Origin of the sequence: Nocardia speluncae NBRC 108251 (assembly GCF_001613245.1) — a bacterium.
In the GTDB taxonomy this organism is placed as follows: domain Bacteria; phylum Actinomycetota; class Actinomycetes; order Mycobacteriales; family Mycobacteriaceae; genus Nocardia; species Nocardia speluncae.
Window position 1 is genome coordinate 126,688 of the sequence record NZ_BDBZ01000014.1, and the last position, 20,980, is coordinate 147,667.

Annotated in this window: 19 protein-coding genes; 18 read left to right on the forward strand and 1 reads right to left on the reverse strand. The window is 68.1% G+C overall.

What is annotated here, in order from left to right; translation table 11 throughout:
* The first annotated feature begins 13 nt into the window (after positions 1-13).
* The 12 genes from rnc (at position 14) to smc (ending at position 12,171) form a co-directional block, all read left to right on the forward strand.
* Positions 14-736, forward strand: a complete 723-nt coding sequence (gene rnc, locus NS6_RS15925) for a ribonuclease III (protein WP_068042536.1) — start codon at positions 14-16, stop codon at positions 734-736.
* A 1-nt stretch (position 737) separates the two neighbouring features.
* Positions 738-1,625 carry a bifunctional DNA-formamidopyrimidine glycosylase/DNA-(apurinic or apyrimidinic site) lyase gene (gene mutM / locus NS6_RS15930; protein WP_068042538.1) on the forward strand — a complete coding sequence of 296 codons (888 nt, stop codon included), beginning with the start codon at positions 738-740 and terminating at the stop codon, positions 1,623-1,625.
* An 80-nt stretch (positions 1,626-1,705) separates the two neighbouring features.
* On the forward strand, positions 1,706-2,287 hold the full coding sequence (locus tag NS6_RS15935) for a dihydrofolate reductase family protein (protein WP_068042540.1): 582 nt from the start codon (positions 1,706-1,708) through the stop codon (positions 2,285-2,287).
* Positions 2,288-2,290: 3 nt separating this feature from the next.
* Positions 2,291-3,349, forward strand: coding sequence for a PHP domain-containing protein (locus NS6_RS15940; RefSeq protein WP_174552601.1), 1,059 nt, complete (start codon positions 2,291-2,293; stop codon positions 3,347-3,349).
* A 138-nt stretch (positions 3,350-3,487) separates the two neighbouring features.
* Complete coding sequence (locus tag NS6_RS15945) at positions 3,488-4,648, forward strand: winged helix DNA-binding domain-containing protein (protein ID WP_245669375.1); 1,161 nt, start codon at positions 3,488-3,490, stop codon at positions 4,646-4,648.
* 177 nt (positions 4,649-4,825) lie between these two features.
* The gene (locus NS6_RS15950) at positions 4,826-6,349 is read left to right on the forward strand and encodes a PstS family phosphate ABC transporter substrate-binding protein (protein ID WP_068042542.1); all 1,524 of its coding nucleotides are present in this window, start codon (positions 4,826-4,828) and stop codon (positions 6,347-6,349) included.
* A gap of 191 nt (positions 6,350-6,540) precedes the next feature.
* Positions 6,541-6,666, forward strand: a complete 126-nt coding sequence (locus NS6_RS36235; RefSeq protein WP_281211414.1) for a hypothetical protein — start codon at positions 6,541-6,543, stop codon at positions 6,664-6,666.
* Positions 6,667-6,760: 94 nt separating this feature from the next.
* A complete protein-coding gene (locus NS6_RS15960) occupies positions 6,761-7,234 on the forward strand; it encodes an OsmC family protein (protein WP_068042614.1) in 474 nt (157 codons plus the stop codon).
* 2 nt (positions 7,235-7,236) lie between these two features.
* Entirely contained in the window at positions 7,237-7,542 is a 306-nt protein-coding gene (locus NS6_RS15965; protein WP_068042546.1) for an acylphosphatase, read from the forward strand.
* A 52-nt stretch (positions 7,543-7,594) separates the two neighbouring features.
* On the forward strand, positions 7,595-7,834 hold the full coding sequence (locus NS6_RS15970; protein WP_068042548.1) for a hypothetical protein: 240 nt from the start codon (positions 7,595-7,597) through the stop codon (positions 7,832-7,834).
* Between the two features lie 73 nt (positions 7,835-7,907).
* The gene (locus tag NS6_RS15975; protein WP_068042550.1) at positions 7,908-8,342 is read left to right on the forward strand and encodes a DUF1707 SHOCT-like domain-containing protein; all 435 of its coding nucleotides are present in this window, start codon (positions 7,908-7,910) and stop codon (positions 8,340-8,342) included.
* Between the two features lie 202 nt (positions 8,343-8,544).
* Entirely contained in the window at positions 8,545-12,171 is a 3,627-nt protein-coding gene (gene smc, locus NS6_RS15980) for a chromosome segregation protein SMC (RefSeq protein WP_068042551.1), read from the forward strand.
* Between the two features lie 183 nt (positions 12,172-12,354).
* Here the strand turns inward: smc and NS6_RS15985 are convergent, their stop codons facing one another.
* Positions 12,355-12,744: a DUF2237 family protein gene (locus NS6_RS15985; protein ID WP_068042554.1), complete on the reverse strand. Its 390-nt coding sequence runs from the start codon at positions 12,742-12,744 to the stop codon at positions 12,355-12,357.
* Positions 12,745-12,912: 168 nt separating this feature from the next.
* Here NS6_RS15985 and ftsY point away from each other — a divergent pair, with 168 nt between their 5' ends.
* The 6 genes from ftsY to ffh all read left to right on the forward strand — a co-directional run.
* Positions 12,913-14,748, forward strand: coding sequence for a signal recognition particle-docking protein FtsY (gene ftsY / locus NS6_RS15990; RefSeq protein WP_084471092.1), 1,836 nt, complete (start codon positions 12,913-12,915; stop codon positions 14,746-14,748).
* A 264-nt stretch (positions 14,749-15,012) separates the two neighbouring features.
* On the forward strand, positions 15,013-16,302 hold the full coding sequence (locus NS6_RS15995; protein WP_084471095.1) for an ammonium transporter: 1,290 nt from the start codon (positions 15,013-15,015) through the stop codon (positions 16,300-16,302).
* Positions 16,303-16,307: 5 nt separating this feature from the next.
* Positions 16,308-16,646 carry a P-II family nitrogen regulator gene (locus tag NS6_RS16000; protein ID WP_033241369.1) on the forward strand — a complete coding sequence of 113 codons (339 nt, stop codon included), beginning with the start codon at positions 16,308-16,310 and terminating at the stop codon, positions 16,644-16,646.
* A 118-nt stretch (positions 16,647-16,764) separates the two neighbouring features.
* Positions 16,765-19,239 carry a [protein-PII] uridylyltransferase gene (locus tag NS6_RS16005; protein ID WP_068042558.1) on the forward strand — a complete coding sequence of 825 codons (2,475 nt, stop codon included), beginning with the start codon at positions 16,765-16,767 and terminating at the stop codon, positions 19,237-19,239.
* A gap of 177 nt (positions 19,240-19,416) precedes the next feature.
* A complete protein-coding gene (locus tag NS6_RS16010; protein ID WP_068042560.1) occupies positions 19,417-19,722 on the forward strand; it encodes a hypothetical protein in 306 nt (101 codons plus the stop codon).
* A 120-nt stretch (positions 19,723-19,842) separates the two neighbouring features.
* Positions 19,843-20,980 (forward strand): signal recognition particle protein (ffh, locus tag NS6_RS16015; protein WP_068042562.1); only part of this gene is annotated, 1,138 nt, incomplete at its 3' end.

Here is a 20,980-nt window from a genome sequence, read left to right on the forward strand (position 1 = left end):
CCCCGGTCGACCATTGACCGCGGGCAAAGACGAACCCGGCGAGCGGCCGGATCAAGCGAGTTTGCTCGCCGCCCTGGGTGTCGAGATAGAGCCCGAGCTGCTTCGTCTCGCCTTGACTCATCGCTCGTACGCGTACGAAAACGGTGGGCTGCCGACCAATGAGCGGCTCGAATTCCTCGGCGATTCGGTCCTCGGACTGAGTATCACCGAACGGCTCTATCACGAGCATCCGGAAAAATCCGAGGGCGAACTGGCAAAGCTGCGCGCGAGTGTGGTGAATATGCACGCTCTCGCCGAAGTGGCCCGGAAGCTGGGCGAGAGCGGTCTGGGCGAGCATCTGCTGCTCGGTAAAGGTGAGGAACTCACCGGAGGCCGGGACAAACCCAGCATCCTGGCCGACGGTATGGAGTCGCTGCTCGGTGCCGTGCATCTCGAGCACGGTATCGACGTGGCGCGTGAGGTCGTGTTGCGGTTGTTCGCCGAACTGCTCGAACGCGGTCCACGGATGGGTGCCGGGCTGGATTTCAAGACCAGCCTGCAGGAACTGACCGCCGAACGCGGTCTGGGCGTGCCCAGCTACGAGATCACCTCCACCGGGCCCGACCACGACAAAGAGTTCACCGCGACCACCGTGATCGCCGGCGACGCCTACGGGCAGGGTGTCGGACGGTCGAAGAAGGAAGCGGAGCAGAAGGCGGCGGGCGCGGCCTACCGTGCGTTGACCGGCGAAACCTGAGGTGCCCGAGCTTCCCGAAGTAGAGGTCGTTCGCCGCGGCCTGGCCGAGCATCTGGGCGGCCGGACCGTGGCATCGGTCACCGTCACGCATCCGCGTTCCGTGCGCCGGCATCTGGCCGGTGCCGCCGATATGGCGGCCCGGCTGACCGGTCTGACGGTGGCCGCTGCCCGGCGCCGCGGGAAATATCTGTGGCTCACCTTCGATGAACCCACCGGCGACCCCGCGGATACCGCGCTGGTCGTCCATCTGGGGATGAGCGGGCAGATGTTGGTGCAGCCGGCGGGCGCGCCGGTCGAGAAGCATGCGCATATCCGGGCGACCCTCGACGACGGCCGGGAGTTGCGGTTCGTCGATCAGCGCACATTCGGCGGCTGGGTGCTGGCACCACTGAAAGAGGTGGACGGTGACCTGCTCCCCGATCTGCTCGCCCATATCGCCCGCGACCCGCTCGATCCCCGCTTCGACGCCGAGCGGGTGGTCGCTGTGCTGCGGACCAAGCAGACCGAGATCAAACGGGTGCTGCTGGATCAGGCAGTGGTCTCCGGTATCGGCAATATCTACGCCGACGAGGCATTGTGGCGGGCGCAGGTCCACGGTGGCCGGACGGCCGCGGGACTCACCCGTCCAGTGTTGCGGCGGCTGTTGGCCGAGGCCGCGGCGGTGATGAACGATGCATTGGCTGCGGGGGGTACCTCGTTCGACGCACTGTATGTGAATGTCAACGGCGAATCCGGCTACTTCGAGCGCGCCCTGGCTGTGTACGGGCGCGGTGACCGGGCCTGCCCGCGCTGCGGTGCGGTGATCATCCGGGAGAAGTTCATGAACCGGTCGTCCTTCTCGTGCCCGCGGTGTCAACCTCCGGCACGGCCCCGCCGAACCGCGTCGTAGACCTCTCGCGGCGGCACCCCGCGGCGGGTTACGGTTTTCTCGGCCGAGATCGTCGATCCGGTCGGCCCGGGAAGGACGCCATGCGCAAGCTCACCTACTTCGTCGCCGCCACGATGGACGGGTTCATCGCCACCGAGGGCGGCGCGGTCGATTTCTTCCCGGTCGGTGGCGATCACGGCCCCACGATCACCGCACAGTATCCGGAGACTGTGCCGTCCGAAGTGCGCCGCGCGCTCGGTATCGACGCCCGCAATGCCAACTTCGACACCGTGATCATGGGCCGGAAAACCTACGATTTCGGCGTGCGCACCGGCACGGCCAGCCCATACGCACATCTGCGGCAATTCGTGGTGTCGACGACGCTCACCGCGGCGCCCGATCCGGCCGTCGAACTCATCGGCGCCGACCCGCTCGCCCGGGTGCGTGAACTCAAACGCGAGCAGGGACCCGGGATCTGGCTCTGCGGCGGCGGCCATCTGGCCCAGGACCTGTTGCCCGAGATAGACCAGATCTTCCTCAAACTGCATCCGATCGTGCTGGGGCGGGGCCGGGCGCTGTTCGGCAGCGGCCCGCGACTGCCCGAACCCCTGGAATTCCGTGTTATCACCAGTCAGGTCTTCGACGACGGTGTCGCCTTCGTCAAGTACCGAAGGGCTCGCTGAGCCGTGTCCGGCGAGGCGCCGGAAACCACCGGACGGCCCGCGCCGGGGCCGGTGGCGGCGCTACGCGAAATCGGCTTCTGGCTCGAACGGGCTCGCGAGAAAACACATCGGGTCAAGGCGTACCGGCGGGCCGCCGATATTGTCGCCGGTCTCGGCGACGAGGAGATACGGCGGCGCCGGGCAGCCGGGAGCTGGCAGGAGCTGGCAGGGATCGGCCCCAAGACCGCGGCAGTGATCGAGGCGGCCTGCGAAGGAGTCGTGCCGCGCTATCTCACCGAGCTGCGGGCCGCGGCGCGGCCGATCGGGGCCGCGGGTATCGAGCTGCGCACCCGGTTGCGCGGTGATCTGCACACCCATTCGGACTGGTCCGACGGTGGGAGCCCGATCGCGGAGATGATGGGTTGCGCGGCCGCCCTGGGGCACGAGTACTGCGCGCTGACCGATCATTCACCGCGGCTCACCGTCGCGAACGGTCTTTCCGCGCAGCGGTTGCGCCGTCAGCTCGACGTGGTCGCCGAAGTGAATGCCGAGCTGGCGCCGTTCCGGGTGCTCACCGGGATCGAGGTCGATATTCTCGGCGACGGCAGCCTGGACCAGGACGCCGATCTGCTCGCCGAACTCGATATCGTCGTCGCCAGCGTGCATTCACGGCTACGCGACGACCGCGACACCATGACGCGGCGCATGGTGTACGCGGTGGCGAACCCCAATGTGGACATCCTCGGACACTGCACCGGACGGCTGGTCGAGGGCGGACGGGGGACGCGGCCCGAATCGGATTTCGACGCCGAGATCGTATTCGAGGCCTGCCGCCGCTACGGTACGGCGGTCGAGATCAACAGCCGCCCGGAGCGCCAGGATCCGCCGGAGCGGCTGATCCGGCTCGCGCTCGAGATGGGGTGCGAGTTCGCGGTCGATACCGATGCGCATGCGCCGGGTCAGCTGGACTGGCAGGGGTATGGCTGTGTCCGGGCCGTCGCCTGTGAGGTAGCGCCCGACCGGGTCATCAACACTCGTTCGGTGGATGAGCTTCTGGAATGGACGCGGTCGGTCGGCGGCTGAGCCGCAGGCGAACCGGGGGCCGACCGGATGTCGGCACTGCGTCCGAGCCACTCGGGATCAATCCGGCACGGTGGGCGGTGATGCTGGTGTTCCCGCTGTGATTCGGTGCCGTTGCCGGCGGGCGGAACGGTCGTGCTCATGGTGCTCTTGCTTGCCGCCGCGGCCCCGGCCGACGGTGACCTGTCGGTGTCGGTCGCGATAATGCCCGGTATGCGGGACTTGTCACTGCGCACCTTGAACCGGACCTTGCTGGTACGTCAGCATTTGGCGGCCCGGACAGACCTGTCGCCCTACGAGCTGATCCGGCATCTGGTCGCAGTGCAGGGGCAGGAACCGAATTGGCCCTATATCGGGGTGTGGTCGCGGTTGGGGCGGTTCGATCATCCCGAACTTGCCGCCCTGATGCACGATCGGAAACTTGTCCGGTCCACCACGATCCGGCGCACCGTGCATCTGAGTACGGCGGAGGATTTCCGCTGGCTGCGCCCTACAGTTCAGGCGTATATCGCGGGGGCGCTCAATACCGCCTACTACCGCGACGAGATCGACGGTATCGAGTTGTCGGAATTGGCCGCCGCAGGGCGGGAAGTGCTGGCGGGCCGGTGGATGTCGCGCGGCGATCTCGGAAAGTCTCTGGCCGAGCGTTTTCCGCAGCGCCATGCGCGCCGGCTGGCGGAGGCGGTCGAGGTGCTGGTGCCGATGGCGCATGGGGCCGAAACCGGGGAATGGGGGCGTTGGCGGAACAGATACGTCACCGTCGGCCCGGCCGAGGAGTGGATCGGTGCGCCGCTGGGGCAGGCCGACCCGTCCACGCTGGTCCGGCGCTACCTTGCGGCGTTCGGCCCGGCGAGCGTCGCCGATATTCAGGCATGGTCGGGCCTCACCAGGCTCGGCGAGGTCGTCACCACGTTGCGTCCGCGGCTGCGGGTGCTGCGGAGTGCGGAAGGCGCCGAATTGTTCGATCTGCCCGACGCGCCGCTTGCCGATCCGGAACTGCCTGTGCCGGTGCGGTTTCTGCCCGCTTTCGACAATGCGCTGCTCGGTTACCGGGACCGGCGCCGGATCATCGCCGAGGAGGACCGCCGGCGGACCTCCCGTGAGGCGTCGGCCGGGGTCCCGGTGTATCTGGTGGACGGTTTCGTGCACGGCAGGTGGTCACTGCAGGACGCGACACTGCGCATCGAGCCCTGGTATGGGTTCGCGGCAGGCCAGTGGACGCTCGTCGAGGAGGAGGCCCGGCGGCTGCTGGCATTCGTTTCCGACGGTGGTGCCGGCGACATCGTCGTGGTGGGCAGGTGAGATCGCCGGCGACCCCGCGCGGGAGGTGAGCGGCGAATCGACGCCGAGAGCGCGAGCGCATCTACGCGGTCGATGACACTGTGGTGAATGGTGTGCGAACACTCGCCGGGCCGAGTGGGTTTCGCCGTACGGTTGGCCGAAGAGGGTGACCGACAGAGGTATTGGGGGTGACTGCTGGTGGGTGAACTTCTGTTCGGTTTCGTGCTCCCGATCGCCGGTATCGCGATCCCGGTGGGCGCCTTCGTCTGGGAGTTCGTTTTCGTCGGCCGTAAACGGCTCGGCTGGCGGGTGCAGATGGATACGCCGGTTACCGGAGAAGCGGAATCCGGGCATGCCGGAGCGTTGCGGCAGTTGCGGCAGACGGCCGACGGGACCGAACGTAATCTGCAGGATCTGTCGGTCGTGCTGGTCCGGATCGAGAACCACGGTGCCACCACCATCGATGCCACCGATTACGTAGCCGGGCAGAACGGCCAGGCCGGGCTGCATCTGCATTTTCCGCAGCGGCGGGTGATCGGGATGGCGGTCACCGAACTGAGTAATCCCGGGCTGGCGGTCTGTTTCGAACCGGATTCGGGTTTCGGGCACCGCGAACTGCCGGGCCAGGACATCGGTGTCATCGATTTGCCGAAGGTGCCGCTGAACCGTTCGGACCACTACAAGATCCTGGCGACGCTGGAACGGACCGCTGGAACGGGAGGCTATCCCGAGCCCGCAATGCAGGGCGTGGTCACCGGCGGCGGAATCACCAAGACCCAGGGGCGCTCGGGGGCGTCGCTGCTCATGCTCGTGCTGATCGGGTTCCTGGTCACCGTTATCGCGGCGATGGCGGTGCTCGATATCGTCGAATCCGATGCTGCGCCGAGCGGTTGTGCCACCGGCCGGCTCACCGTGGTGGGTTCGACCGCGTTCGCGCAGGTGGTCGAGGAGGCGGGCGGACTCTACGAACGGACGTGCCCTGGTACGGATATCGACTACGAATTCGAGGGCAGTGAACGTGGTATGGCGCGGGTGGACGACGCGCGGGGTGCCGACGGCGCGCTGCTGGCAATAGGTGACGCGCCCAAGGGCGCGGACTTCCCCGATCTGGTACAGCGGCCGCTGGCGCTGTCGTTGTTCACCGTGGTCGTGCACCCGGAAACCGGGGTAATCGACCTCACGGTCGAGCAGATCAGGGATCTGTTCCTCGGCAGGATCACCAACTGGCGGGCGGTAGGTGGCGCCGATCTGCCGGTGCGGGTGGTCAACCGCTACGCCGGATCCGGGACACGCTGGAATTTCGAGACCCGGTTGCTGGAAACCGGGCAGCCACCCGAACCCGGCATCACCTGCAACCAGCTCGCGCGCGGCGGCGAACCCGGGCGCTGTCAGACCCTGACCACCGGGGATCTCCTCGGCGAGGTCGCCGGGATACCGGGTGCCGTCGGGTACAGCGAAGCCGCGGATGCCGCGGCTACCGCGGGTGTGGTGCCGTTGACGATCGGTGGCCGGGCCGCAACGCGAGAGACGGCCGGGGAACAGAGCTACCCGCTCTGGGGTGTGGAGTACGCCTACTCGTACGGCGATTTCGCCCCCGGATCGATCGGTGCGAGCTTCGTGCGTTTCCTGCTGAGGGACGGCGGCCAGGATGTGATCCGCCGGTACGGGAATCTCCCGTGTGCGGAGCTTGCCGACCCCTCGCGATGCCACCCGTATCGGTGATCGGGAGTGCGGTTCCTCGCATGGATCAGCCACCGGATTTCATGCGTAAAGATAGCGCAAGCAACCGGTTTCCGGGCTGTCCGGAGGGGTAGTTTTTCAGCGCACCGCCGGTGAGTGCGGCCGGAGGTACCGGCCTCACCAGCGGGTACGCGGTCGGTGGCGGCCGCGCGACGCGGAACGGAAGGACTGTCATGTCCCTGGTGACACCGACGTTGATCGCCGGATTCATCGCCGGTCTACTGCTGCTGCGGATTCTCGCGGTCGCGCTGGAGCGGCGGCCGGTCCGGGTGGCTGCGCGGCGATCGCGCCGGGGCTGATCCGTGCCGGCTGCGGACGGGTGCGCCGGGGCTGATCCGCGCCGGTCGCGGACGGGTGCGCCGGGCCTGTGCGGTGGATGGCAGGATCGCCACCATGGCTGATGACACCACCACTGTGGCCGCCGCGGCGCCGGCCGGCGCACCCCCGGGCTCGACCACGCTGTGGGTGGAGCGCGCGGGGACCAGGCGTTATACCGGGCGTAGTTCACGCGGCGCGGAGGTTCTGATCGGGTCCGAAAGCGTTCCCGGTGTGTTCACCCCCGGTGAGCTCCTGAAGATCGCGCTGGCCGCATGCTCGGGGATGAGCTCGGATTTCCCGCTGTCGCGCCGGCTCGGCGACGACTACGACGCAACCATCCGGGTTTCCGGTGCCGCGGATCGCGAGAACGAGGTGTATCCGCAGCTGGACGAGGTATTCGAACTCGATCTCAGTGAACTCGACGAAGCCGCCCGCGAGCGGCTGCTGGTGACGGTGCAGCGCGCGATCGACAAGGTGTGCACCGTGGGCCGGACCTTGAAGGCAGGTAGCAAGGTGACGCTGTCCTTCGAGATCGATACCGTCGACTGATCATGGCGGGCGATACGGGGGCGCAATCGGCGACCGATCCGGTACGGCTGAGCGCCTGGGTGCACGGATACGTGCAGGGCGTGGGTTTCCGCTGGTGGACCCGGTCGCGGGCATTGGAACTCGGGCTCACCGGGCATGCCACCAATGCGGCCGACGGTCGCGTGCATGTGGTGGCCGAGGGGCCGCGGCGTGCGGCGGCCGAGCTGCTGGCGCTGCTGCGTTCTCCCGCGGCTCCCGGCCGGGTGGATCTGGTGGTCGAGAACTGGGAGCCGGCCCGGGGCGGGCTACAGGGTTTCGTGGAGCGATAGGGGCATCCGGCTGCCCCGCGAGGCAGCGCCGTCCGGGCCGACCTGCCGCCAGGTGGGTGAGTCGTCGGCGCTGCTGCCGGACACCGCGCTCGCGGCAGGCGTAGGTCTGGCACCGCTGTCCAGCGACCACCGGCCGGACGGCAGCGTATATGAGTTACCCATGCCCGCCGACCTCGCCTACCTCGATCATCACGGTGCCGGATATCTCACGCCGCTGCTGTCCGTGGCCGGGGTCTGTTCGGGGCGTCCCGGGGTAGCGGGTGCGGCGAATACGAGTTCCGGAAGCACTTGACATTCCACAGTGGGAGTAGCACGCTGATATTTATTCCACAGTGGAGTGTGGTCCGACGTGTAAGGGGAGCGCTATGGAGATCTCGACGGGCATCCGCGCCTCGGATGCCGAACGTGATCGATTCGTGCGGGAGCTGGGCCGCCATCTCGGGGACGGCAGGCTCGACCTCGCCGAATACGACGAGCGGGTAGCGCAGGTGTACCGGAGCGCGACCCGCGAGGAACTGCAGGGCGTGCTCGCCGACCTGCCCGAGCTGAAGCCGGCTCCCGGTCCTGACTCGGCCGCGCCGCGATCGCGCTCGCGGTTCCCGATCTGGCAGCGAATCGAGGGCGGCGCCTGGCTCGGTGTCAGTGTGCTGGTGCTGGTGATCTGGACGGCGATCTCGCTGGGTGTGGGAGCGTTCACCTACTTCTGGCCCATATGGGTCATCGGCCCGTGGGGCGCCGTGCTGGCATTGCGTGCGGCAACCGGATTCGAGGGCGGCCGCTGCCATCGCCGCAAGACATAACGCCCGGTAGCCTCGGTGGTATCCGGTCGGCGGAACCATCGGGGTATGGTGCGAGCCGCCCTCGGCAACCGTGCCGCCACCACCCGCGGCCGATCGGTCACCTCCGGTGCGCCGGATGGGGTTATCTCGCTACGGCCCTATAGCATGGCTGATCGGCCTGAGCGAGGCGGACAGTACGTGGAGGCGGAAAGGGTCGTCGGCGTTGCATCTGAAGAGCTTGACGTTGAAGGGGTTCAAATCCTTCGCGTCCGCGACGACCCTGCGGTTCGAACCCGGTATCACCTGTGTGGTGGGTCCGAACGGATCCGGTAAATCCAATGTCGTCGACGCACTCACCTGGGTGATGGGCGAACAGGGGGCCAAAGCATTACGCGGCGGCAAGATGCAGGATGTCATCTTCGCCGGCACCACCGGCCGGGCGGCGCTGGGGCGGGCCGAGGTCACGCTCACCATCGACAACTCCGACGGAGCGCTGCCGATCGATTACGCCGAAGTCTCCATCACCCGCCGGATGTTCCGCGACGGCGCGGGCGAATACGAGATCAACGGCAACTCGTGCCGGCTGATGGATGTGCAGGAACTACTCAGCGATTCCGGTATCGGCCGCGAAATGCATGTGATCGTCGGCCAGGGGCAGCTCTCGGCCATCCTGGAATCGCGACCCGAGGACCGGCGCGCCTTCATCGAAGAAGCAGCGGGCGTTCTCAAACACCGCAAGCGCAAAGAAAAAGCCGTCCGCAAACTGGACGCCATGCAGGCCAATCTGGCTCGACTCTCCGATCTCACCACCGAACTGCGCCGCCAGCTCAAACCGCTGGGCCGCCAAGCCGAGGTCGCGCGCCGCGCGCAGACCGTACAGGCCGATCTGCGGGACGCCCGGCTGCGATTGGCTGCCGACGATCTGGTCGCCCGGCGGACCGAGTTGCAAAGCCGGCAAAGCAAAGAAGCCTATGCGCGGGAACAGCAGATCACCGTGCAGAGCGAACTCGATGCGGCCGATGCGGCCCTGGCCCAGCAGGAATTCGAACTCTCCCGGCTCACTCCGGGCGCCGAAGCGGCGGGCCAGTTGTGGTTCCAGCTGTCCGCATTGGCCGAACGCGTCAACGCCACCACCCGGATCGCGAACGACCGCGCCCGCCATCTCGATACCGCGCCCGCGGCCGATACCGGCCGCGACCCCGACCAGCTCGAAGCCGAAGCCGACCGGGTAGAAGCCGAGGAAGCCGAACTCCGTGAAACCGTCGAGATGGCCGCGGAGACCCTCGAAGCCGCCCGGGACGGTCTCGCCGAACGGGAACACGAGGCCAAGGCGGCCGAACAGGCACATCTGGCCGCCGTCCGGGCCATAGCCGACCGCCGCGAAGGGCTGGTCCGGTTGTCGGGGCAGGTCGAGAACCTGCGCACCAAAGCGCACTCCATCGACACCGAGATCGTCCGCTTGACCACCGCCCTCACCCAGGCGCGAACCCGAGGTGAGCAAGCGCAGCGTGAATACGACGGTGTGCAGGACGAACTGGCCGAACTCGACGCCGGGGAAGCCGGTCTCGACGCCCAGCACGAACACGGTGTCGAAGCGCTGGACCTCGCCGATCACCGAGTCACCGAACTGCGCGCCGAGGACCGCGACGCCGGGCGGCGTGTCGCCTCGCTGACCGCGCGGATCGAAGCGCTCGGCATGAACCTGGCCAGCCGCGACGGTGCTGCCTGGCTGAGCGAGAACCAGCCGGCCGGGTTGCTGGGCCCGCTGTCCGAACTGCTGGGCGTGCACCCCGGGTACGAGGCCGCGGTCGCCGCGGTGCTGGGGCCGGTGGCGGAGGCGGTGGTCGCGGATACCGGTGGTACGGCGATCAGCGCCGTCCGAGCGCTCGGGAAGGCCGATGCCGGCCGGGCCGCGCTCGTGTACGAGGACGGCATCGCGGATACCGGGAGCGACGACGACACCGAACTACCCGGAGGGGCGCGCCGCCTGCTCGAAGTGATAAATTACCCCGAATCGCTGCGCGCGGCGGTGGTCGCGCTGACGAGCCGGGTCGTGGTGGCCGACGATCTGGATTGTGCCGCGGAGGTACTCGCCGCACGTCCGGAGCTGCGGGTCGTGACGCGGGAGGGCGATCTGGCCGGAACCGGCTGGCTGGTCGGCGGATCCGATCGTGCCCCGAGCCGCCTCGAGATCCAGGCCGAAATCGATACCGCCGAAGCCGAACTGCGCGCCGCGCAGCGGCATGCCGAGGAACTGGAAGCGAGCCTGTCCGGGGCGCTGGAGGAACAGGCCGACCGCAAGGACGCGGTGGACCAGGCGCTGCTGGCGCTGCACGAATCGGATCAGGCGCTCAACAGCATCTACGAACGGCTCGGCCGGCTCGGCGCGGCCGCACGTACGGCGAACACCGAATCCGAACGCCTCATCGAGCAGCGGACCGCCTCCGAGACTTCGAGAGAAGAGGCTGTCACCGCGCTCGCCGACCTGGAGGACCGGCTCCGCCGCGCCGAACTGGAACAGGCCGGTACCGACGGCGATGCAGCCGGCGCCGCCGGTACCGAAGCCGCCGCGCTGGCTCGCGAAGAGGCCGCCGCCGCGCTCGCCGAGGCCCGGACTCTGGAGGTCGAGGCGCGGCTGGCGGTGCGGACCGCCGAGGAACGCGCCGAATCGGTGCGCGGTAAGGCGGATTCGCTACGCCGCTCCGCCCGGGCCGAACGCGACGCCCGCGCCCGGGCCGAACACGCCCGGGCCGCCCGGCGGCGCGCCGCCCAGGTGGCGACGGCTGTCGCCGGATCCGGTGCGGAACTGGCTGCCGAATTGGAACGGGTGGTGGCAGCCGCCGCCGCTCGGCGTGACGATCTGGTGCGCCGGCGCACCGAATGCGCGACCGCAGTCGACCGGATCAAGGAGCGGGCGCGGGCGTTGAGCACCCAGCTCGGGCAGCTCACCGACGCGGTGCACCGCGACGAGGTCGCCAAGGCGCAGGCCGCGCTCCGGATCGAACAGATCGAGGCGAATATCGGCGAACAGTTCGGTATCGCGCTCGACGATCTCATCGCCGAATACGGCCCCGATATCGCGCTACCGCCCAGCGAGCTGGAGCTGTACGAATACGAGCAGGCCAAGGAGCGCGGGGAGCAGGTCAGCGCACCGGCACCGATGCCGTTCGACCGGGCCTCGCAGGAGCGTCGCGCCAAACGCGCCGAGAAGGATCTGGCGACGCTCGGCAAGGTGAATCCGCTGGCACTCGAGGAATTCGCCGCCCTCGAGGAGCGCTACAACTTCCTGGCGACCCAGCTCGAGGACGTGAAAAAAGCCCGCCAGGACCTGCTGGACGTGGTGGCCGAGGTGGACGACCGCATCCTGCAGGTCTTCACCGACGCCTACGCCGATGTGGAACGGGAATTCGTCCAGGTCTTCTCGTCACTTTTCCCGGGCGGCGAAGGCCGGCTACTGCTCACCGACCCCGGCGATATGCTGACCACCGGTATCGAGGTGGAGGCGAGGCCACCCGGGAAGAAGGTGAAGCGGTTGTCACTGCTGTCCGGCGGCGAGAAATCGCTGACCGCAGTGGCGTTGCTGGTGGCCATCTTCCGTGCGCGACCCTCACCGTTCTATGTGATGGACGAGGTGGAGGCCGCGCTCGACGACACCAACCTACGCCGCCTCATCGGGTTGTTCGAACAGTTGCGCGAGAAGAGCCAGCTGATCGTCATCTCCCACCAGAAGCCGACCATGGAGATCGCCGACGCCCTCTACGGCGTCAGCATGCGCGGCGACGGAATCACCCAGGTGATCTCGCAGCGGCTGCGCGGGCAGAACGTCGCACCCGCCGGTGCAGCGACGTGATATTGCGGCTCGGCGTGCCAGTTGGGACGGCGTCCGCCCGTGCGACGCGTCGGGACGGTTCAGCGGTTTCGGATTCAGGGCCGGTATCCATATCCCGAGAACGACGGCGACGAGGCACTACCGACTCCCACGGGTCGCCGTAGTCTCACCGGTGATCAGCCCGGTCCGCGGCCGGCTGCTACATCAGAGCAGATCGCTGACGTCGTCGGGTACGTCGACCGCGTATTTTCGCAGGATCTCCATCGATATCACTTCCAGGGCATTCTCATGGGTCGCCGCCAGTATTACCGGCGCCGCGACACCGTCCTCGTGCGCGTGCAACCAGCGCACCGCCACCACACACCATCGGTCGCCCGGCTGCAGGCCGGGAAAATTGTTCTCCGGACGTGGTGTGCTCAGATCGTTGCCGATGGATGCCTGGTGCTCCAGGAACTCGGCTGTGACGACCGTGCACACGGTGTGGCTGCCCAGATCATCCGGGCCGGTGCTGCAGCAGCCGTCCCGGTAGAACCCGGTCAGAGGATCGGTGCCGCACTCTTGTAGCGGACCCCCAAGCACGTTTCGATCGGTCACATCGCCGATCCTATTGGCCTCCCGCGAGAACTTCCGCAGGACAAGAAATCTCACCGATCATGTTTGCCGGGCTGAGCAGGGAATGTGCAGGGGGGACAGAGCGCGCCGGGGTCCGGCCGCCGCGCGGGCCCGGCGGGGTCGGCGGGCGCCCGCACCGCCTCTGCAAGGATGGGCGGTGTGAGTGCGCAAGCCTGGATTCTGATCGCAGCGATCGCCGCCGTACTGCTGGTCGCGCTCGTGGCCGGCTTCATCCGGTACAAACGCGGCCGGGTCTCGCTGACCCCGCCGGCCGAGAAAGGGGAGCTGGCCGACCGATCCGGTGGGTACCAGGCGGCCGGTGGCTTCAGTTTCAGCCAGGGTGGGCAGGGAGCCACCGCGGCACCCGCGCGTCCGAGTCCCGCTGAGCGGACGGATACCGAGGGCCAGCCCCATATCGGTGACGATGCCGCGATACCGCGCGATGCGCCCCGCCGCGGGATCACCGATGTGCCCCTGCCGGATGCCGCCGACACAGCGACCACCACCGCGCCGGAAGCGCCCGGCGGCGGTGCCGCGGCTCCCACGGCGCCGCCCGAGTCCGAGACGACCCTGCCGCCGGAAACCGGAACCGCGGCGGCACCCCGGGCCGGACAACCGGGGACTTCCGCTGCCGGGGCTACCGCGCCCGGCGACACCGGAACCGCGGCGTCCGGCGCCGCGCCCGCAGAATCGGCGACCTCCGTGCCGCCGGCGACCGGGACCCCCGCGCCGCCGGTAGCCGAAACGTCGTCCGCACCGCCGACGGATGAGAAGTCCGTGCCGCCCGCGGGTGCGGAGTTCGCGCCGCCGTCGGACAAGACGTCCAAGGCACCGTCGGCCGACCCGACCGCGCCGCCCGAGGCAGGGAAACCCGCGCCTGCCGAGCCCGAGACAACCACGCCGGAGGCTGGTGGAGCGGTTGCCGCGGCGAGCACCACCGCACCCGACACCGAGACCGCACCGCCTGCCACCGCACCTCCGGCGGAACCCACCACCGGCGAAGCTCCGGTGGTGGCGCCCGATACCGCGGCCGGCGCACATCTCGTCCCCGAAGTAGAGGAGATCGAACCCACCTCCGGCCGGTTGACCCGGCTGCGCGGCCGGTTGTCACGGTCGCAGAATGCGGTCGGCAAGAGCCTGCTGGGTCTGCTCGGTGGTGGCGACCTCGACGAGGAATCGTGGGAAGAGGTCGAGGACACGCTGATCCTGGCCGATATCGGCACCGCCGTCACCGCCGTCGTCGTGGAGCGACTGCGGGAGGAAATGGCCGCGCATACCGTCCGTACCGCCGACGAGGCGCGGGCAGTGCTGCGTGATGTGCTGATCGAATCGCTGCGGCCCGAACTGGATCGTTCCGTGCGTGCCCTACCGCACCCCGATCACCCATCGATCCTGCTCGTCGTCGGGGTCAACGGTACGGGTAAGACCACGACCACCGGCAAACTCGCCCGCGTGCTCGTCGCCGACGGCCGGCGAGTGCTGCTGGGTGCGGCCGATACCTTCCGGGCCGCCGCGGCCGACCAGTTGCAGACCTGGGGTGAACGGGTCGGTGCGGATACGGTTCGCGGCAAGGAGGGCGCCGATCCCGCCGCGGTGGCCTTCGATGCCGTGGCCTCCGGTATCGACGCCGGTGTGGACGTGGTGCTCATCGATACCGCCGGCCGCCTGCACACCAAGACCGGGTTGATGGACGAGCTCGGCAAGGTGAAACGGGTAGTGGAGAAGAAGGCCTCGGTGGACGAGGTGCTGCTGGTGCTGGATGCGACCGTTGGCCAGAACGGGCTCATGCAGGCCCGGATCTTCGCCGAGGTGGTCGATATCAGCGGTGTGGTTCTGACGAAGCTGGACGGCACCGCGAAGGGCGGGATCGTCTTCCAGATCCAGCACGAACTCGGGGTACCGGTCAAACTCGTCGGTCTCGGCGAGGGCTCCGACGATCTGGCTCCGTTCGAACCGGCAGCGTTCGTGGACGCGCTGCTCGGTTGATCCCGGTTGCCCGGTGGCGTCCAGCATGCCTGACAGATGGTCGGGCAGAGGTTCGGTCACCGCCGAGGGGCGACCTCACAACCTGCGGTGACCAGCAAGTACGGCTGCGGCAACACACTGGAAACATGACGGCGTGATCCCTTCACGTAGGTGAAACACCGGAGCGTCACGGAGGAAACACCGAATGAGCACCCTTCATTAGCGGGCCCGATGTCGCGCAGGCGACGGGCCGGAAGATGAGGGAGGTAACTGGTGGAAACCGTGATCGGGGCGCCCAATGCCGGCGATACCGCGTGGATATTGACGAGCGCCGCGCTCGTTCTGCTGATGACACCCGGCCTGGCGTTCTTCTACGGCGGCATGGTCCGAGGCAAGAACGTGCTCAACATGATCATGATGAGCGTCAGCGCGATGGCTGTCGTCGCAGTGCTCTGGGTGCTGTTCGGCTTCTCGATGGCGTTCGGGACCGACAAGGGCGGGTTGATCGGTGACCCGGGCCAGTTCTTCGGCCTGAAAACGCTGATCGCCGGATTCGGTGACGAATCAGCGGGTGTTCCGCTCTTCGGGACCATTCCGGCGACGGTGTTCGTCGCTTTCCAGGCGATGTTCGCGATCATCACCGTCGCGCTGATCTCCGGTGCGGTCGCCGACCGGCTGAAGTTCGGTGCGTGGCTGACGTTCAGCGCCATCTGGGTCACCGTGGTGTACTTCCCGGTCGCGCACTGGGTCTGGGGTGGCGGCTGGATCATGGAGAAGGTCGAGGCCATCGACTTCGCCGGTGGCACCGCCGTGCACATCAACTCCGGTGCCGCCGCGCTCGCCCTGGCGATCGTGGTCGGTAAACGCGCCGGCTGGCCCAAGACGCCCTTCCGGCCACATAATCTGCCGTTCGTCATGCTGGGTGCCGCGCTGCTGTGGTTCGGCTGGTTCGGATTCAACGCCGGTTCCGCGGCGGCCGCCGACGGTGTCGCCGGTGCTGCCTTCATCACCACGCTGGTTGCCACCGCTGCCGCGATGATCGGCTGGCTGGTGGTCGAGAAGATCCGCGACGGCAAGCCCACCTCGCTGGGCGCCGCCTCCGGTATCGTCGCCGGTCTGGTCGCCATCACCCCGTCCTGCACATCGGTCAACGTGCTGGGCGCGCTGGCCATCGGGGTGATCGCCGGCGCGGTCTGCGCGCTGGCGGTGAGCCTGAAGTTCAAGTTCGGTTACGACGATTCGCTCGATGTCGTGGGTATCCACATGGTCGGCGGTATCCTCGGCACGGTACTGATCGGCTTGTTCGCCGCACCCGAAGCGCCCGCGGGCGCCGAGGGCCTGTTCTACGGCGGTGATCTCGAGCTGCTGGGCCGGCAGACGCTCGGTGCGGTTGCCGTGCTCGCATATTCCTTCGTGGTCGCCTTGGTGATCGCGTACGCGATCAAGTTCACGATCGGTCTGCGTGCGGACGCCGAGGCGGAGTCGGGCGGGATGGACGACTCCGAACACGCGGAGACCGCATACGATTTCGCTGCACTGGGTGGAACCGCTCGTTCGGCCGGCAAGGAGGCATGAACCCCATGAAACTGATCACCGCAATCGTCAAACCGTTCACGCTCGAAGACGTCAAAACCGGTCTGGAACAGGCGGGCGTATTCGGTATGACCGTGAGCGAGGTCCAGGGCTACGGCCGGCAGAAGGGCCATACCGAGGTGTACCGCGGCGCCGAATACTCGGTGGATTTCGTCCCGAAAGTACGGGTCGAGGTCGTGGTGGACGACGCATCGGTGGACCGGGTCGTCGATCTCATCGTCGACGCCTCGCGCACCGGCAAGATCGGCGACGGCAAGGTCTGGGTCAGCCCGGTCGAGACGATCGTCCGGGTGCGTACCGGCGAACGCGGCACCGACGCTCTATAGAACCTGCCGCGTCGACAGCGGGCGATAACGCAACCTGCGCGCGGAGTATGTGTAGAACAACGACAGCGGCCCCGCTCCCACCGATTTTCCGGTCGGGGCGGGGCCGCCCGTATGACGGGTGGTGGTTGGTTTGGGTCAGGACCGGCAGAAACGGGAGCGCGCGCGGGTCGCCGCCGGGCCGTCGGGGAAAGCCGTGGAACTGTCGAACGGCGCCGCCGATCTGGTCCGTGCCCGCGATCAGCTGCTCGGCGGCGGGCAACCCCGGCATCCGCGCCTGGATGCCGAGTCACTGCGGGCGGCGCTCGTCGACCTGTACGAGCTGTGGCTCACGGGCAAGGGCACCGAGGTCGGGATAACTCCGGACAGCGGCCTGGCGATCATGGCCGTGGGCGGGCTCGGCCGGCGCGAGATGCTGCCTTACTCCGATCTTGACCTGGTGCTGCTGCACGAGAATATGGACCCGAAGCGGGTCGCCGAGATCGCCGATCGGTTGTGGTATCCGCTGTGGGACGCCCACATCAAACTCGACCACAGCGTGCGTACGGTGCCGCAGGCATTGACGGTGGCCGCCGATGATCTGGTCGCCGCGCTCGGGATGCTGGACGCTCGTCATATCGTGGGTAACCCCGAACTCAGCGACCGGGTCATCGCCGGTATCCGCCGGGATTGGCGCCACGGTATCCGCGGCCGCTACGAAGAACTGCTCACCGGGGTTCGCGCCCGCTGGGAGCGCAGCGGGCAGATCGCCCACCGCACCGAACCCGATCTGAAGAACGGCCGCGGCGGGTTGCGCGATATCCAGCTCTTGGATGCGCTGGCCATCGCACAGCTCACCGACGCCATGCCGGGCCTCGGGCCGGAGACGCCGGGTGGTGGACTGGCCCAGGCACACCGTCGGCTCCTGGATGTCCGCACCGAACTGCACCGGGTGGCGGGCCGGGCCCGTGATCAGTTGCGCGCCCAGGATGCCGACGAGATCGGTGCGGCACTGCATATCGGTGACCGGTTCGATCTGGCCCGCACACTCAGCGACGCGGCCCGCACCGTCGGCTATTCGGTGGACGTCGGGTTGCGTACCGCCGGGAATGCGTTACCGCGGCGCGGGCTGGCACGGCTCCGGCGGATGCCGGTGCGGCGGCCCCTGGACGAGGGGGTGGTCGAACACGCGGGCGAAGTGGTACTCGCCCGGGATGCCCGGCCGCAACGCGACCCCGGTCTTATCCTGCGAGTGGCGGCGGCGTCCGCGCAATCCGGTCTGCCGATGTCGGCGACCACCCTCAACCGGCTGGCCGAGGACGCCCCGGAACTGCGGGAACCGTGGCCGAAAGACGCCCTCAACGATCTGCTCGTGCTGCTCGGTTCCGGCCGCGGGGTGATCGACGCAGTGGAGGCGCTCGACCGTACCGGCCTGTGGGGCCGGCTGCTTCCGGAATGGGGTGCGGTGCGCGATCTGCCGCCCCGCGACGCCCTGCACGTCTGGACTGTGGACCGGCATTCGGTGGAGACCGTCGCCTACGCGAGTGTCTCGAGTACTCGCGTCGCCCGGCCCGACCTGCTGGCTCTCGGCGCGCTGTTGCACGATATCGGCAAGGGTCGCACCGAGGACCACTGTGTGGTCGGTGCCGAACTCGCTACGCAGATCGGCCGCCGGATGGGCTTGTGGCCGTCGGACGTCGATATCCTCAGCGCCCTCGTGCGCCACCATCTGCTGCTTCCCGATGTGGCCACCCACCGCGATATCGACGACCCGGCCACGGTGCAGTACGTAGCGGATGCGCTCGAATACGATCCGCAGCGGCTGGAACTGCTGCATGCACTGGCGGAGGCGGATTCGCTGGCCACCGGACCGGGTGTCTGGGGTGACTGGAAAGCGACGCTGATCGGCGAATTGGTCCGGCGCTGCCGCGTCGTGATGGCGGGCGAGGAACTGCCCGAGCCCGAACCTGTACCGCAGGAGCTGCTCGTCCGCGCCGCCGCCGGTGGAGTACATGTCGAATTATCCCAGGGCGACGGTAAATACACCTATCTCGCCACGGTTATCGCCCCGGATACTCCCGGTTTGCTGGCCGATACCGCCGGGGTACTGGCACTGCATTCACTGCGGGTGTTGTCGGCATCGATCAGCGGGGCAGGGGAGTCGGCGATCAATACCTTCGTCGTGACACCGGCCTTCGGGTCGCCGCCGGACGCCGGGCTGCTACGCCAGGAACTCAACCGAGCGATCGCCGGTGACCTCGATGTGCGCGCCGTTCTGACCGCGCGGGAACGGGATACGCCCGCCGCGGCCCGCTACGCCCGAGCCGAGCCGTGGTTGTCGTGGACACCGACCCCGGTTGCGGGCCAGTTCATCCTGCAGCTGAGAGCGGAGGACCGAATCGGCCTGTTGTGCCGGTTGTCCGCCGTGCTGTCGGGTGTTGGCGCCGATGTGCGCTGGGCCAAGGTGGTGACCATGGGATCGTTCGTGGTCGATGTTTTCTGCGTGGCGTTGGGCGCCGACGCGGGCCCGCAGCGGCGGTCGGCCATCGAGACCGCGATCTTGGCGGAGGTTCCGCAGCCGGCGCCGCGCAAAACCTCCGAGCAGGAACGAACCTGAGGTCGCGGCCGGGCGCCCGCAACCGGTGTGGCCGCCCGGCCGGGACCGGCAGGTCCTGTGTCCAAGGTCACCGTTGCGCGTCGATTGCCCTCCAGTTGCCAACAGATCCTGAGCCATGCGGGATCCGGCCCCTACCATTCGGGAGTCAGCTGTCGCGCTCATGAGGGGAGCAGGTCGGTGGCAATCCAAGTGGTGACCTCGTCGATCATGACCAGCGATAGGACCTCGCATATCGCCCGATGCGTGGGCGACGCCTATTGGGTGGTGACCTGGCTCCCCGGGCGGACGCTCACCGAACCCCAGGCGATGGCCGCGATGACCGTGGCCGCCGCCGTCGCGACCACCGGCATCCCGCCGGACGACGACTGGTCGCAACTGGATTCCCTGGCCCGCGGGCTCGGCCTCACCGGCCGGGAAGCGGCCTACCTGGTCGCCGTGGAACAACACGACTACCAGCGTGGTTTCTCCACCCCCGCGAGCTGAGCGCACCAGCGCCACATTCTCGAGTACGGTGCGAGCGGAGTCACGCCGCGACGCCCGCTAGTCTGAGACCCCCATTACCCTGGGACTCAGTGACGTCACTCGAGATCAGGAGCGCGCCAGGTGTTCGAATCTTTATCCGACCGGTTGACCGGTGCCCTGAAGGACCTTCGCGGTAAGGGCCGCCTGTCGCCGGCCGATATCGACGCCACCTGCCGGGAGATCCGGCTGGCACTGCTGGAGGCCGATGTCGCGTTGCCGGTGGTCCGCGGGTTCATCGCCCGGATCAAGGAACGCGCGAAAGGTTCCGAGGTTTCGGCTGCGCTGAACCCGGCCCAGCAGGTCGTCAAAATCGTCAACGAGGAACTCGTCGCCATCCTCGGCGGCGAGACCCGGCGCTTGACACTGGCCAAGACGCCGCCGACGGTGATCATGCTCGCCGGCCTGCAGGGCGCCGGTAAGACCACCCTGGCCGGAAAGCTCGCCAAATGGCTGCGCGATCAGGGCCATCAGCCGCTGCTGGTGGCCTGCGACCTGCAGCGCCCCGGCGCCGTCACCCAGTTGCAGGTGGTGGGTGAACGCGCCGGTGTCCCGGTGTTCGCACCCCATCCGGGCACCTCCATCGGTGGCGGTGAGAACGCGCTCGGGGTCACCGCGGCCGATCCGATCGCGGTCGCCGAAGCCGGGATCACCGAGGCGCGCGCCAAACAGTACGACGTGGTGATCGTCGATACCGCCGGCCGGCTCGGTATCGATGCCGAGCTGATGGCGCAGGCCGCCGGTATCCGCGATGCGGTGAAACCCGACGAAACCCTGTTCGTCCTCGACGCCATGATCGGTCAGGACGCCGTCTCCACCGCCGAAGCATTCCGTGACGGTGTCGGCTTCACCGGCGTGGTACTCACCAAACTCGACGGCGACGCCCGCGGTGGCGCGGCGCTGAGCGTGCGCAACGTGACCGGTGAGCCGATCATGTTCGCTTCCACCGGTGAGAAGCTCGAGGATTTCGACGTCTTCCACCCCGACCGGATGGCCAGCCGCATCCTCGGGATGGGCGATGTGCTCACCCTCATCGAGCAGGCCGAGCAGGTCTACGACGCGCAGCAGGCCGAGGAGGCCGCGCGCAAGATCGGCAGCGGTGAACTCACCCTTGAGGATTTCCTCGATCAGATGCTGGCCATCCGGAAACTGGGGCCCATCGGAAACCTGCTCGGGATGCTGCCGGGCGCCGGGCAGATGAAGGATGCCCTCGCCCAGGTCG